17 protein-coding genes are annotated in these 13,438 nt (G+C 44.3%); 9 read left to right on the top strand and 8 right to left on the bottom strand.

The window, feature by feature from the left end:
• From AYJ55_RS20605 to AYJ55_RS20565, 9 genes are all read left to right on the top strand, one after another.
• The coding region (locus AYJ55_RS20605; protein ID WP_342668193.1) for a phage baseplate plug family protein at positions 1 to 315 on the top strand (315 nt) is incomplete at its 5' end.
• A 31-nt stretch (positions 316 to 346) separates the two neighbouring features.
• The gene (locus AYJ55_RS31190; RefSeq protein WP_187153349.1) at positions 347 to 502 is read left to right on the top strand and encodes a hypothetical protein; all 156 of its coding nucleotides are present in this window, start codon (positions 347 to 349) and stop codon (positions 500 to 502) included.
• A 229-nt stretch (positions 503 to 731) separates the two neighbouring features.
• The gene (locus AYJ55_RS20595; RefSeq protein ID WP_162505775.1) at positions 732 to 1,169 is read left to right on the top strand and encodes a hypothetical protein; all 438 of its coding nucleotides are present in this window, start codon (positions 732 to 734) and stop codon (positions 1,167 to 1,169) included.
• 200 nt (positions 1,170 to 1,369) lie between these two features.
• Positions 1,370 to 1,885: a phage baseplate protein gene (locus tag AYJ55_RS20590; protein WP_245677488.1), complete on the top strand. Its 516-nt coding sequence runs from the start codon at positions 1,370 to 1,372 to the stop codon at positions 1,883 to 1,885.
• Positions 1,882 to 2,238: a contractile injection system sheath initiator gene (locus AYJ55_RS20585; protein WP_063656260.1), complete on the top strand. Its 357-nt coding sequence runs from the start codon at positions 1,882 to 1,884 to the stop codon at positions 2,236 to 2,238. The genes AYJ55_RS20590 and AYJ55_RS20585 overlap by 4 nt, the downstream gene beginning before the upstream one ends.
• Positions 2,235 to 3,464 (top strand): baseplate J/gp47 family protein, encoded by a 1,230-nt coding sequence (locus tag AYJ55_RS20580; protein WP_063657585.1) that lies wholly within the window; start codon positions 2,235 to 2,237, stop codon positions 3,462 to 3,464. Before AYJ55_RS20585 ends, AYJ55_RS20580 begins: the two co-directional genes overlap by 4 nt.
• Complete coding sequence (locus AYJ55_RS20575) at positions 3,461 to 4,108, top strand: baseplate wedge 1 family protein (RefSeq protein WP_063657586.1); 648 nt, start codon at positions 3,461 to 3,463, stop codon at positions 4,106 to 4,108. The genes AYJ55_RS20580 and AYJ55_RS20575 overlap by 4 nt, the downstream gene beginning before the upstream one ends.
• A 29-nt stretch (positions 4,109 to 4,137) precedes the next feature.
• The gene (locus tag AYJ55_RS29930) at positions 4,138 to 5,442 is read left to right on the top strand and encodes a phage tail protein (RefSeq protein ID WP_162505732.1); all 1,305 of its coding nucleotides are present in this window, start codon (positions 4,138 to 4,140) and stop codon (positions 5,440 to 5,442) included.
• A 10-nt stretch (positions 5,443 to 5,452) separates the two neighbouring features.
• On the top strand, positions 5,453 to 6,010 hold the full coding sequence (locus AYJ55_RS20565) for a tail fiber assembly protein (RefSeq protein ID WP_063657587.1): 558 nt from the start codon (positions 5,453 to 5,455) through the stop codon (positions 6,008 to 6,010).
• A 19-nt stretch (positions 6,011 to 6,029) separates the two neighbouring features.
• On the opposite strand, the gene AYJ55_RS20560 is transcribed toward AYJ55_RS20565, so the two are convergent.
• The 8 genes from AYJ55_RS20560 to AYJ55_RS20525 form a co-directional block, all read right to left on the bottom strand.
• Positions 6,030 to 6,404, bottom strand: coding sequence for a ProQ/FINO family protein (locus AYJ55_RS20560; RefSeq protein ID WP_063657588.1), 375 nt, complete (start codon positions 6,402 to 6,404; stop codon positions 6,030 to 6,032).
• Positions 6,405 to 6,598: 194 nt separating this feature from the next.
• Positions 6,599 to 7,636, bottom strand: coding sequence for an Rpn family recombination-promoting nuclease/putative transposase (locus AYJ55_RS20555; protein ID WP_063657589.1), 1,038 nt, complete (start codon positions 7,634 to 7,636; stop codon positions 6,599 to 6,601).
• A 133-nt stretch (positions 7,637 to 7,769) separates the two neighbouring features.
• Positions 7,770 to 8,924 (bottom strand): recombinase RecT, encoded by a 1,155-nt coding sequence (locus tag AYJ55_RS20550; protein WP_063657606.1) that lies wholly within the window; start codon positions 8,922 to 8,924, stop codon positions 7,770 to 7,772.
• Positions 8,921 to 10,498, bottom strand: coding sequence for a PD-(D/E)XK nuclease-like domain-containing protein (locus AYJ55_RS20545; protein WP_063657760.1), 1,578 nt, complete (start codon positions 10,496 to 10,498; stop codon positions 8,921 to 8,923). The genes AYJ55_RS20550 and AYJ55_RS20545 overlap by 4 nt, the downstream gene beginning before the upstream one ends.
• 208 nt (positions 10,499 to 10,706) lie before the next feature.
• Positions 10,707 to 11,186, bottom strand: a complete 480-nt coding sequence (locus AYJ55_RS20540; RefSeq protein WP_063657609.1) for a replication/maintenance protein RepL — start codon at positions 11,184 to 11,186, stop codon at positions 10,707 to 10,709.
• Between the two features lie 515 nt (positions 11,187 to 11,701).
• Complete coding sequence (locus tag AYJ55_RS20535; RefSeq protein ID WP_063657610.1) at positions 11,702 to 11,893, bottom strand: hypothetical protein; 192 nt, start codon at positions 11,891 to 11,893, stop codon at positions 11,702 to 11,704.
• 203 nt (positions 11,894 to 12,096) lie between these two features.
• A complete protein-coding gene (locus tag AYJ55_RS20530; protein ID WP_063657759.1) occupies positions 12,097 to 12,516 on the bottom strand; it encodes a helix-turn-helix domain-containing protein in 420 nt (139 codons plus the stop codon).
• A 462-nt stretch (positions 12,517 to 12,978) separates the two neighbouring features.
• Entirely contained in the window at positions 12,979 to 13,170 is a 192-nt protein-coding gene (locus AYJ55_RS20525; protein WP_063657758.1) for a hypothetical protein, read from the bottom strand.
• Positions 13,171 to 13,438: the final 268 nt, after the last annotated feature.

Here is a 13,438-nt window from a genome sequence, read left to right as displayed (position 1 = left end):
TATCAGTGCAGCGTCAGCCAGAATCCGGTGCGCTGTGGAAAAAAATCAAAGCGCCGTATTGTGAGCACGATAATGCTTTCCCCCGTAAAATCTCAACGTATCAACCTCACCCTTAACGGCCAGGAATGTACTTTACGGCTGACGCAGCATGAAAGTGCCCTCTACCTGGATTTGACGGTAAAGGGAATACCTGTTGTCCAGGGCGTCCCCTGTCTGCATGGCACGCGCCTTGTACGCTATGCCTGGCTCGGCTTCACCGGTGATTTATCTTCGTGGATACCCAAGGGCAAGAAGACCCGCGTTGGCACGGTCTAGGGAGTCGATGTTTCTTTTTACGAGGATGGAAATGTACAGCAAAAAAACGCTTAAGTTTGCGTTCTCTCTGGATACGGGCAACGGCCAGATAGAAGAATTAACCTTGGATAACGTTAAATCCTTTGTCAGAACCAATAGCTACGGCGGATACGGCGGCGTTGAGGCAGAGTGCGCCTCTATGGGTTAAGTTTAGAACTCATCGGGATGTTGTCACCAAAAGATTACAGTTCGCTGGTGCTCGATGGACGACAATTTGACATAGCTATCTATAGTGGGGATATTTTGATATTCGAGGGCGCCGTCAGATCTGCTTATGCCAATATGAATACGATGCCGAATCTCCGTTTGTCATTCAAGCGCTGGCCGCCAGTGACCTCCGTGCTAAAGTCATTCCGCCGATTTCACGCACGGGTGTCGTGAATGTCAGTGATTTACTCGATTCGTTATGTCAGCAGAACGGCTATACGTTTCAACCCAATTTATTGGGCGGCTTAACCGAATCCAACCCGTATTACGCCGGCAGTGTTTTTGCTCAGATAGCCGCCATTTGCCTGTCTCATCGGCTGGAATTTCAACCGGTGGGAAAAATCATCCATGTTTGGCCTGCTGGGAAAACAAGGGATGCGGTTATGCCGAAGATTTCGGCGGAAAATGGCTTGATAGGGTATCCGATCCACAACGCGAATGGATTAACCTTTCAGACACAGTACAGCCCCTTGCTGGCATTTGGGCGATCGGTATCGCTTGATACGTCGTTACCGGGTGCCAGTGGTCTCTACCTGTTAACGGGTGTCGAACACTTTCTTTCTTCCTGGGTGCAAGGGGAAACTGGCACAGTGTCTGTAACGCAGTGAGTGTTGAAGCTTATGAGAGAAACAAACAACCGTGACGCATCCGGTAATGATGCAAACACCTTTATGCATGCCTTCAGTCAGCTTCTTGCCGGCTGTTTTTTTGTGAAATTGTTCAGGTGATTGCGTTACACGGTGAAGCGCCCAATCTGGTGGTGGATGTCCGCCCCCTGCTGGCTTATCCTGATACGCGGGGTGTCCTGATGGAGAGTACCCCAATTTACGCCATTCCGGTATTTCGCCTGCAACGGGGGAACAGTGCCCTCATCATGAATCCGGTCGTGGGGGATATTGGTCACCTATTAATTTGTGACCGTGATACCCGCCGTGTCAGGGCAACCCGCCAGAGCGCATTACCGTCTACTCGCCGTAGACACAACCGCGCCGACGGCATTTACATGGGTGGACTGCTGAATATGCCACCGACCCAGTTTATTGAATTTGCGGATAACCGAATAAATATCACCAGTCCAGGAAACATTGAAATCCACTGTCAGCAGGCCACTATCAAGGCCCCTTCTGGGGTGATCCTCGATACGCCCCAAGCGCATTTTACCGGAAATGTCACGGCGGCGGGTGACATCACCGATAATGTCGGTACGCAACAGGCCAGCATCAAAGCGCTGCGGGAAGCTTACAACAGCCATTATCATCATGTGAACGGGGTAGAAAGCGGCAGCAGCCGTGTCACATCGGATAAACCGGAGCACACGCTATGACCTATTGCACCCTAAAACTGGATAAGGCGTGGGATTTAACGCTAGACGGTGAAGGCAATTTGGCAATAGTGACCACCCCTGCCGCGGTAGCCCAGGATGTGGCCTCGGCCTGTCTGGTATTTATGGGTGAATGTTATTTTGACCGTTCACTCGGCATTCCATGGAAGGAGGAAGTCCTCGGAAGACGACCCACTGCCGGATTTATTGCGCAAAAACTACAAGTTGAGGCCGAAAAACTGCCCGTTGTTAACCAGGCAATAGCAAGCGTCAGGCTGGATAAGGCCAGTCGGAAACTGCGCGGTGTCATTCGCGTCACGGATAACGAGAATAACCGATTGGAGGTGATATTATGACCACAGTGAAAACCGCGGTACCTGATGTCACGATAACCGAAAACGGGGTGTCGGTGCCGGATATCGCGGACGTGCTCGCCGGACGGCTGACGGATTTTGTCGGCATATTGGGCGGCCATGCCAGTCAATCACTGAGCGCCCCCCAAGGACAGATAGCCCAGAGTGAGACCGAAATACTGGCGCAGGTCTACGACAAATTATTATGCCTGTTCAACCAGATTAACCCCGATTTTGCGAGCGGGCGCTTTCAGGATGGAATAGGGCGCATCTATTTTCTCAATCGTATTCCTGGTCAGGGTAGCGTTGTCATGGCCACCTGCACGGGCAAAGTCGGCACCCGTATCCCAGCAGGCAGTACCGCCCAGGATAAGGCCGGTTATTTGTGGCGTTCAGTGAGCGAAGCAACCATCCCTGCCAGCGGCACGGTAAAAATCCCCTTCCAGAACACGACGCATGGCCCCATCGCCTGCGCCACGGGGGAATTAACGCAAATTTTTAGCTCTGTTTCAGGGTGGGACGCCATCACCAATGACACACCGGCCCGTGTCGGGTCACAGGTAGAATCCCGCATTGCCTTTGAAACACGCCGCCGCCAATCAGTGGCGCGCAACGGTCGTAATACCGATGGTGCGATGAAAGCGGCCCTACTGGAAACCCAAGGTGTGACGGATGCGTATGTCTGGTCAAACCGAACAAGGGAGACGGTCACTATCGGCACGACTCTTTATCCGGTTAAACCGCATTCCGTTTTTATTTGTGTGAATGGTGGCAACGATACCGATATCGCCGAGACGATCTTCCAGTATTACAATCCTGGCGCGGACATGAATGGGGATACCACCTTTACTGTTTATGATAAAGAGAACTACTCGCCGCCTTACCCGCAATATGTGATGCAGTGGCAGCGAGCCACCCCATTAAGCGTCTATTTTTCCGTCAACATTGATAAAAGTCTCAATCCTCCCTGTGACATTACCGGGCAAGTTAAAAAAACAGTTATTCGCGTGTTTAATGGCGAGGTAGAAGGCATTCAACGTGCGGGTATAGGGGCAACCCTGAATGTGGGTAAATACTACGCGCCGATTATTGCGATTGAGCCTTATTCGGTGAGTGTCGTATCAGTAATGATATCCCAAGACGGCAAAAACTGGCTGTCTGCGTTAACACCAGGCGTGGCGCAAGTCCCCGTTTTGCAAGCCGATAACATTCACGTGGAGTTAAAATGAGTTGGCAAAAAACGGTGCTAAACCAGTACAGTGCCAGCCAGAAATTGCTGTCTGTCATCGCAACATTCGAGCAGGCGGTGAGTCTGGAGGATTTTACTGACCGGTTTCTTGATGAAGTGTGGGATATCACCACCTGCAACCGCTTTGGTCTGGATATGTGGGGGAAAATCGTCAACATTTCACGTTACATCACGGCGGAAGTCGATAACAGCGCGTTTGGGTTTGCGCAGGCAGACGAAGGAAAAGCGGATTATCCCACCCCGTTCAGTGATGCCCCTTATTACGCGGGTGTGCAGGAAACCAGAAAAATCCGGCTAGCGGACAACGCTTATCGAAGCCTGATACTCAGCAAGGCGTTTTCTAACATCAGTATTGCGACTATTCCTGAAATCAATCGCTTCTTACGTTTTCTGTTTAAGGAACGTGGCGAGGCGTTTTGTGTGAATTATCGTGACATGACTATTGGTATTACCACCGCCTTTCCCCTAGAACCCTTTGAATTGTCAGTATTGAGAAACAGCGAGGTCACCCCGTTACCTTCTGGGGTACTGATGAATATCAATCAGGTCGTCGCCCCCTACTTTGGCTTTGCCGAGGATGCCTATCCGTTTAATGAGGGGACGTTTTTTACGGCGGGACGTTAATCATCCAGTAGAATTTTTTGGAGTATTTTATGAAAAAAACAGACTTGCCCGCTCGTAAACCGGTGCCCTTTGGGGCGAATGGTTCACGGCGTGATTTAACGGCGAAAACGCCAACCGGCAGTAATCAGGCTTCTTATGATGCCGGTTTTCCCCCCATTACCATGACGATTAAAGCCGCAGGCGGCTTGCCCCCTGATGGCCGTGACATGAATCAGGCACTTAACGAACTATACACCGGCTATCGTTGGCATAATGCGGGCGCGGGTTACCCTTTTGATGCCGATTTTGCCACGGCGATTGGTGGTTATCCGGCGGGGGCGAAAGTGCCCAATTCCACGAATGACGGTTTTTGGCTAAATACAATAGACGGGAATACGACCAATCCGGAAGTGTTGGATGCCTCCGCAACAGGGTGGGTACCCGTGAATAGTTACGGCATCACCAGTATAACCGGACTGGAAACCGGCACGATAACCTTGACTACCTTACAGGCCGCAAAAGAAGAACTGGTCTTCAGTGGCAATCTTATTGCTGATACCACCGTAATTTTCCCGCCATGGATAAGAAACTGGACTGTCACCAATCACTGTCAGGGGAATTTCACCCTGACCTGTAAACCCCTGTCAGGGACTGGTGTTGTACTGCCCAGTGGCAGAAATGTTATCCGTTGCGATGGTTCACAGATTATTTTTGCTATCCTCGTTGCGTCGCTCACTCAACACGGTCTCACACGGTTAAGTAGCGCCACTGACAGCAATGATGAAACGCTGGCCGCCACACCCAAAGCCGTCAAAGCCGCTTATGACTTGGCGAAAACCGTAAGTATTGACGGAATTTATCCGGTAGGGATTGTTGTCTGGTTTGCTCAAAATAAAAATCCCAATACCTTATTTCCAAATACAAAATGGCAATACATTGGTGAAAATAAAACCATTCGTTTAGCAAAAGCAGATGGTTCTAATGTATTCACTACCGGAGGCGCTGATGCTATTAAGCTGACAGAAGCCCAATTACCCGCTCACGGGCACACTTTTTCAGCAACAACCAGTAGCTATGATTATGGTACTAAAAATACGAATGCAACGGGTAATCATGCACATAATTTTGCAGGCGTTGTACGTGACCCATGGAATGCAAGAGGCGATGACGGTAATCCTAATCAATGGAAACCAAGGGCTCAAAATACATCACAAGCGGGGAACCACTCACATACTGTTACTATCGGTGCACACACCCATTCTGTTTCAGGTACAACGGGAAAGACGGGAAGTAGTAGCGAAATTAATATAACGAATGCTTTTATTACGCTAATGGGCTGGTACAGAATCAGTTAAGGAATCAAAAATGTTTAGAATTTTTAAAGCCTATACCTACACGAGTGATACACATGAGTTGCTGGGTCCTTGCGATGCTTACACGGATGAAACTCATGACATACTGCCTTTTCATACTGAGAAAAAACCAATTGACAAAAAGGAAGGTTTCGCTGTTGTTTTTAATGAACAAAATCAGGAATGGGAATATCAGGAAGATCATCGCGGTTTGGTTTTGTTTGATACGAAAAGCCGTCAATCTGTCACCCTTGAAAAATTAGGTAAGGTACCGGAATATTTAACATCATTAGCCCCTCAAAGCGAATATGATGTTTGGGATGGTGAAAAGTGGGTCAAGGATGCAGAAGCTGAAAAATTAGCAGAAAGACAAAAATTAGAAGGCATCAAACAACAAAAATTATATGATGCCACTCGTGAAATTGCACCCCTTCAAGATGCAGTCGATTTAGAAATGGCCACCGAAGACGAGAAAAAACGACTGATAGCCTGGAAAAAATATCGGGTTTTTGTGAACCGTACGGATGTTTCAACTGCACCCGATATTGACTGGCCGAAAAAACCGGATTGAGTAGCTTTCCAACGCCAAATCAGCATGACAGAAAAGAATTGGTTGATTTATTTCGCCGTGCTAAACGTTGCAAATTATCCTCAACATCCGCTTGGGTGACCTCGCCAACTATCTGACCGGATTTGTCATAACGAAATGCGCCTAACTGGATAAGTGCGCGATAATCGGCGTGATGACCAACACTACCCAAACAGGCTCTTAAACGCCTTCTCGCTATCGGTAAGCCCTTTTCCTTCACCTCTTGCCACATATCCTGCTGGATGCCAATTTTCATTGGGCACAGCTTGCCATCAGGGAAAAGATAAGGCCAAAACGTGCTAATTTGTGAAATTGCCTCATTTAACGGTAATCGCTTTTTAGACGGTGTGGGTGATTTAGGTGTTTTAACCTTCACTTCCTGTTTGGGTTTAACAACCGTCTGCTTGGGCTGCTGTTTTACGGCTTTCGAAGGATGAGGTTTTTTTTCTGTTTTTTTGACGCAGCCTTTACCCAGACCTTTTTACGGTAAGCAAGGTCACTTTTGTGATGTTCTTCCGATGAAAGCTTTCTAGGACGATTAAGGCTTAAATTTTGGCGTTCTGTCATGGTTTAATCTTTAAACAGGTTGCTCATTTCAGTATCATTTAAGCTCGTAAATTTCATCACCGATTGTCTATCCATGCCACTTTCGAGCATTTGGCGCGCTATCTTCATGGAAGCCTGTTTTTCGCCCTCAACTTTCCCTTGTTGCATACCTTGTTGTATGCCTTGTTGCATACCTTGTTGTATGCCTTGTTGCATACCTTGTTGTATGCCTTGTTGCATACCTTGTTGTATGCCTTGTTGTATGCCTTGTTGCATACCTTGTTGTATGCCTTGTTGTATGCCTTCTTCTCGTATACCTTGTGCAATATTCATCAATGCCCCCTCATGTTTCTCTGTCTGTCTGGCTATCTCTTTGATTAACTTTGCTGGTTGCTCAGCATTGCCTTCTTGGATTAGATAGTTAAACATAGTAATAACTTGATTATCAGTATAATAATTATACGACAACAGTTTAACAATACTATTCAGTAGCTCGGCCATATCCCGTCTTCGAATGTGTTTTTGGATAAGCTCCAATAACGCCATTCGCTTATGTTGCATAATCTCACCGTCATCAAGCGTGGTGACATCGACTAGCTTAAACGGTTTGGTGTATATCTTTTCGGCAATATCTCTGCCACTAAAGCAGTCTAGCCAGTCTGTACTATACGGATGAGGGCTTTTCTCACCGCAATAAAACAGGATGGGAAAAACCAGCGGCAACTCTTTATGACCAGCCTCTAAATGCTTTTGCATGGCAGCCATACTGTAGCGCATGAGTCGCCATGCCATGAGCTTGTCAGGGGTTGATTGGTGTTCAATCAGCAGATAGAGATAACCTTGTCCCTTTTCTGTTTTGACAGAATACAGGATATCACTCTGGTAGTTTTTCATCTCACTATCAACAAATGAGCCAGATTCCACTTTGAGGCTATCTAAGTCACACAGTGCCTTAATCTCATCCGGTAGCCAGATATCAAAGAAATCTTTAGCGGTCTCTTTTTCACTTAAAAACTGCTTAAATACCGCATCATGGGGCGTTGGGGTGAATTTTTTACTCATCGGATATCTTCAATAATTGCTCGCGTCAGATTGAATTATGGCAAACAAACCCGCTATATTAATCATTACATTTAAGACATCATAATCCAGCTTTAGCAATAACGCCCCTATTTACCTCAGGGGCATTTTTACTTTAATGACTCGGACTAAATCGGTAAGGACTCGGTTTTTCCAATACTGCGCCCACCTCTTTGGCTTTTTTCTCAGCCTCGAAAAATCCGTGGACTATTTCACCATCTCGAAATCGCCAAGCGTCACCCGTACCGTTTGCCAGTCTTGCCATCCAAACATTGCTATCTTTGTTGGTTGGAATTAACCGCTTTTTGCTAGTCTTAATCTTTTCACGAAGCTGTATTTTTTCGTCCTCAGACAACTCAGCGGACAACAGGGTACAATGCTCAACGATTTCAGCAAGGTTTTTTTCGTCGGTGGCATCGTCGAGGGCGATTAATACGGCGTCCAATTTTGGATTAGTTGCTGGTTGTACATCTGTCGCCGTTTCTTCTTTTTGACGTAGTTTTTCGTTTCGCTCACGGATAATATCCCTCATCGATAGCCGTTTAAACGAAGTAGGAGCCATTCTGAGCGGTTTTTCTGTTGAATTTGCATCTTCGTATACCCCAAACATCGAAAATAGTTCAGAGGCGCAAGGAAGCCGTCTAGCGAGGCGATGAATCACTGTCTTGAGTGCCATTCTGTCGAACCACTTCACCCAAGGGCTTGTGTAGTCTTTTGCGCTTTTCACTGTATCGCGTATCTTTTCCACGTCAGCGCGACTCATCACTTCAACAACCAGTTCACCGCTATTGAGTTTGGCGAAGGCATAGACTTTTACTACCTCATCACCATCAAAAAACGCTGGACGGTGGGTTAAATGCTCGCCGTTTTCATCAATCACATATTCAAACTCATCTTGTGAATAGACAACCTTTGCAATGATATTGGCTACCTGACCGGATTGACGGGCACGTTTCATAACACCGTCCACCATCGGCATGTAGACGGCTTTTTTCACAAATTGATTATTGACTTTGGTACTACGGACAATCAGAGCAGCTTCTCGTCCGTCAGGCATAAGTCCGTCTTTGGCGCAACGGGTTAAGGCCAGCACCAGTGATTGCTTATCGGCTTTTTGCAAATCCGCATTTTCAATCAATGCGGTTGCGGCGGTTCGGGTGAACTGCTCAGGCGTAACCTGAGCAGGTAACAGGGCTGCTATGCCTTGCTGCGTAATGACCGATTGCAAATTGGCATAGACGTTGTTCATGGTTTCCAGTCCGGTATTCATGCTACACCCTCTTCCATCATCAAAGCTTCTCTGCGTTTTCTATCCGCCTGTTTTGCCCAGAAAGGACGGGATATTTTGACTATTGGGTAGGTTTCTATGACGCTTTCTAGCATATCAATCACACGATTTACTTCGTATACGCCCTGCTCGCTATCTTCGTCGTCGGGTTCACAAAGTTTCACAGGAAAACGCCCATAAGCTGGGTTTTTGCCAATTGCACAGAAAGTGAAAGCTATCGCTTGACCAAATACCTGATTAGCAATCAGACGGTAAAATTCCGCTTGTATGTGATAACCAAACTCATCAACAGATTTCCCAAAACCTTGAAAATTGTCAGTCGTTTTCACATCCAACAAGAAAGGCTTATCTGAATAGATTCCCAACAAATCAGGACGAATTTTCAATAGCGTCCCCTTTTCCGTGCGATAGAAAATTGAAACCTCTGGTTCGCCGTTTTCGAGTAGCTCTTCAACCATTGGGTAAGCCAGCGCAGAATCACGCATCAATTGGATTGCCTCAAATTCCTCCTTTTTTAAAACAACCCTTGCCAATGTTAGATTTTTTTTCTCAAAATCGGATAGCGTTTTTTTGCCATCCTTTGTACGCAAATCCAGCTCAGGTGCAGAAACATATCTTAGCGGAAATTTCTCCGGCTCAAGAATAGCCGTATGTACCGCATCACCAATCAAAAACGCTCTTGTTTTTCCTTCCTGAACGGGTGCGTCCTTGTCCCAATCCAGCACAGCTATTGTCTCTGCCTTTTGCACCAACCTAATTTGCGTACTCGAATAACCGTTTGCCGCGTGATAGGTGCTATTTGACAAACGGCGAACAATCAAGTTCTCTGTGGGTTTCAACGCATCCACACAGCCGTTCAACATCTCAAGCGTGATATTTTCACCGCTCATGATTTTTCCGTTAACGGGAGGAAAAGCAGAGAAGATAGAGTTGTCGTCTATGTTTGTGACTTTTGAGTTAATTAATTGTTGCCCTTCTGTGTAATTATTAACCAATTCTTCAGGTACTATATTCGCCTCGCTTTTTTCCGCTTCTCCCACGTTTTCCACAGACATAACGACAGATTTAGTGGATAACTCATTATTTTTTCCACACTCAAAAAGATGAATCGCTATTTCCTTGATTTCGCTTAAAGAGATAGTTTTGTCTGCTTCCTGTATTTTCACAGACAACAATTCACGAAGATTGGTATATTGCTCAAAAATCTCTGGCTCTTCTGATGGATTGGCCAACAAATCCTCCGCATCGCGAATCTCGCCTTCGTCGTATTCTTCCTGAACCCCAAATATCGTGAGTAAAGCGCAAAACTGGTCTATGCCCTGTTTTTCGATAATATCCGTCTGTTTTTCGGTATTAGCGAGATACTCTTCAACGCTAATTTCTTCCAATCTGGGCGATTTGTAAAAACAGCAGTTTGCGCCGTCAGTCTCAAAGATATATTGAGAGGCCAATTTCTTGGCAGCTATTTTCGTCTCAGAGGAAAGATAGATGAAATTTGTTGTCTTACCCTTCTCGTGGTCAACGTTAGTGATGATGGTTGCTTTGAAGTATTTCATGCCGCACCCCCAACTCGCTGGAGAATTCGGGCACGCTGACGACGGGTTAAATTGCGTGAGGTTCGAACGAATAACTCGATGATTTGATTTTGCGCTTCAATTACGCGCACGCGGAAGGTAGACTTTTTCATTAGCCTTACTCCTACTTAACCTAGGTTTAGGGTTAGCTGGCTACGGGAACTTAGACCTTCCTGTAGTCAGTGTTAATTTAAATTGAATCTTTTAAGTTTGATGCTAAAATTCTTTTTCCTTCTGGAGTATAAGTAACTTTTAATTCAAGATATTTTTCTCTTAATTTACGTACATCTCCCCATGCCCCTTTTGCAAACAAAGTGGGATTAAGTACATAAATACCTGTATCTATTCGCTGCATAATATCTTTTTGTATAAGACAAGTTATTGAGTTTGAAATAGATTGCTCTTTTACATTAATTAATGATGCAATCATTCTTTTAACAGCAGCGTTCAAAATAATTTGACCGTCATAATTCATTTTTCTAACAAATTGATAAAGTATTTTAGATGTGCTCTTTGGAAGATCATTTATACGAACTAAATCGTCTAGATATAGTTTTACATACGGAGGTTCTTCTGGAAGACGAACCGTATTGATAGATTCAAGACGTTTTATCTCTCCAGTTTCTGTATCAACTATACTTTTTTCGCTTCTAAATACAGTTTTAGACAACCCTTTACTCTCCAAAAACTCATTTTATTACTCAAATTTAAGTAATAAAATAATAAATGTCAAGTATAATATTACTTTTTTTTGAGTAAAGATAATATGATAATTCAAGTAAAATAAGTAATAGTTCTACTTAATATAAGTAATACATTTACTTTATATGATTAACACTTTTACTTGATATAAAGAATACTTATACTCAAATAGAGTAAAATAAAATTAATTAACTATATGATATTTAATATTAAATACCAAAATTGCTCTTATCTTATATTATAATTGTGTTTTTTTCCGTACGATGCAGACAACTCAATAGCTACAAACTAACTTCCGCTTCCTCGTCGCCGCTGTTCGGTGCTCGCAAGCTAAACTTAGAAAGAAAATTAATAAATAATCCAAAAAATCCTTAAAATTAAAACACCCACCGCTCGCCACAGCCAAGTGACCGAGCAACGCGAGCGAACGGGCGAGGAAGCGGAAGATAACCGGAAATTAAAGCGAACACAGTCACGCGAAAATCACAAAATACTAATTTCTTCCAATCTGGGCGATTTGTGAAAACAGCAATTTGCGCCGTCAGTCTCAAAGATATGTTGAGAAGCCAATTTCTTGGCAGCTATTTTCATCTCAGAGGAAAGATAGATGAAATTTGTTGTCTTACCCTTCTCGTGGTCAACGTTAGTGATGATGGTTGCTTTGAAGTATTTCATGCCGCATCCCCAACTCGCTGGAGAATTCGGGCACGCTGACGACGGGTTAAATTGCGTGAGGTTCGAGCGAATAACTCTATTATTTGATTCGGTGCTTCACAGACAAGCACACGGAAGGTAGACTTTTTCATTAGCCTTACTCCTATTCATACTAGGTTTAGGGTTAGCTGGTAGTAAGAGGGGAAAACTCTTGCTATCAGCGATTACTCATCAATATTTATTGATTGAAGCATTTCTTTTGTAATTTTTTCATTTTCACTTTTTGAAAGTAAAATGGGTCCCTCAAATTTGCAATACGCTTTATTTGTTCTCCACGACTTCCATACGACATGTGGATTGAGTATATAAACATTTGTTTGACCAGATTTTAGAACATTAACAAAACCATCATTTTTCAAAACACTTATAGCTCTAGATACTGTAGCTCTACTTTTTTTTGTTACTTCCTCTAAAACTTTAGAGGAGCAAACTACAGCGTTTTTTCTGTTCATAAACTGACTTAAAAATAAAAAAATTTCGGCGGCAACTGGGTTACTCTGAACCAACGCCCTAACAGCATTAATGTTAGACTCCGCAAGCTGTATAAAAGGCGGATTTTTTCGCTCAGCTAGTATTTGCGACATATGCGAATCACCTGTGAAGAAATCTATTAATTTATGATACACCATGTTTCATAAATTACAAGCAATAATCACGATATTATTTTTATACCTCATGGTATGATGCATAACTGTCTCACCACATGATACATATGAATAAAAAAATCATTTAAAAACAACATAGTAAAATTACCCGTTTCTTATGTCTTTCACCACGGAGTTTCAGGCTTACTTTATATTTCAAGATGATCTTCCGCTTCCTCGTCGACGGTGTTCGGTGCTCGCAAGCTGCGCTCCGCCTCAACGTCTCCTGCGGTGAGCGGACTGAGTTAAGGAAAAACCGGATTTTCTTTAAAAAAAAACCAAAAAATCTTTTTAAAATTTAACGCCCACCGCTCGCCACAGCCAAGTGACCGAGCAACGCGAGCGAACGGGCGAGGAAGCGGAAGATAACCGGAAATTAAAGGGAACACAGTCACGCGAAAATCACAAAATACTAATTTCTTCCAATCTGGGCGATTTGTAAAAACAGCAGTTTGCGCCGTCAGTCTCAAAGATATATTGAGAGGCCAATTTCTTGGCAGCTATTTTCGTCTCAGAGGAAAGATAGATGAAATTTGTTGTCTTACCCTTCTCGTGGTCAACGTTAGTGATGATGGTTGCTTTGAAGTATTTCATGCCGCACCCCCAACTTTATTGAGAATTAGTGCACGCTGACGACGGGTTAAATTGCGTGAGGTTCGAGCGAATAACTCGATGATTTGATTTTGCGCTTCAATTACGCGCACACGGAAGGTACTATTTCTCATAGTCCGACTCCTAATCATTCTAGGGTTTGGATTAGCTGGTTATTGGAGATAGCAACTCCTATAATCAGCGATTATTTACTTTCAGGATTAACTATTGGGGATATTTTCTTTTTTCTTGTTTTCTCTTCTTTTGTTTT

The organism is Candidatus Arsenophonus triatominarum, from assembly GCF_001640365.1.
GTDB lineage: Bacteria > Pseudomonadota > Gammaproteobacteria > Enterobacterales > Enterobacteriaceae > Arsenophonus > Arsenophonus triatominarum.
The sequence above is the reverse complement of the archived record's forward strand: the minus strand, read 5'-3'. Positions and strand labels throughout refer to the sequence as shown.

Bases quoted from the DNA above. Each gene is read 5' to 3' on its own strand.
- AYJ55_RS20555 (WP_063657589.1), bottom strand. From the start codon at position 7,636: ATGAGTAAAAAATTCACCCCAACGCCCCATGATGCGGTATTTAAGCAG.
- AYJ55_RS20525 (WP_063657758.1), bottom strand. From the start codon at position 13,170: ATGAAATACTTCAAAGCAACCATCATCACTAACGTTGACCACGAGAAG.
- AYJ55_RS20550 (WP_063657606.1), bottom strand. From the start codon at position 8,924: ATGAATACCGGACTGGAAACCATGAACAACGTCTATGCCAATTTGCAA.
- AYJ55_RS20590 (WP_245677488.1), top strand. From the start codon at position 1,370: ATGGAGAGTACCCCAATTTACGCCATTCCGGTATTTCGCCTGCAACGG.
- AYJ55_RS20530 (WP_063657759.1), bottom strand. From the start codon at position 12,516: ATGTCGCAAATACTAGCTGAGCGAAAAAATCCGCCTTTTATACAGCTT.
- AYJ55_RS20580 (WP_063657585.1), top strand. From the start codon at position 2,235: ATGACCACAGTGAAAACCGCGGTACCTGATGTCACGATAACCGAAAAC.
- AYJ55_RS20565 (WP_063657587.1), top strand. From the start codon at position 5,453: ATGTTTAGAATTTTTAAAGCCTATACCTACACGAGTGATACACATGAG.
- AYJ55_RS20535 (WP_063657610.1), bottom strand. From the start codon at position 11,893: ATGAAATACTTCAAAGCAACCATCATCACTAACGTTGACCACGAGAAG.
- AYJ55_RS20585 (WP_063656260.1), top strand. From the start codon at position 1,882: ATGACCTATTGCACCCTAAAACTGGATAAGGCGTGGGATTTAACGCTA.
- AYJ55_RS20545 (WP_063657760.1), bottom strand. From the start codon at position 10,498: ATGAAATACTTCAAAGCAACCATCATCACTAACGTTGACCACGAGAAG.
- AYJ55_RS31190 (WP_187153349.1), top strand. From the start codon at position 347: ATGTACAGCAAAAAAACGCTTAAGTTTGCGTTCTCTCTGGATACGGGC.
- AYJ55_RS20575 (WP_063657586.1), top strand. From the start codon at position 3,461: ATGAGTTGGCAAAAAACGGTGCTAAACCAGTACAGTGCCAGCCAGAAA.
- AYJ55_RS29930 (WP_162505732.1), top strand. From the start codon at position 4,138: ATGAAAAAAACAGACTTGCCCGCTCGTAAACCGGTGCCCTTTGGGGCG.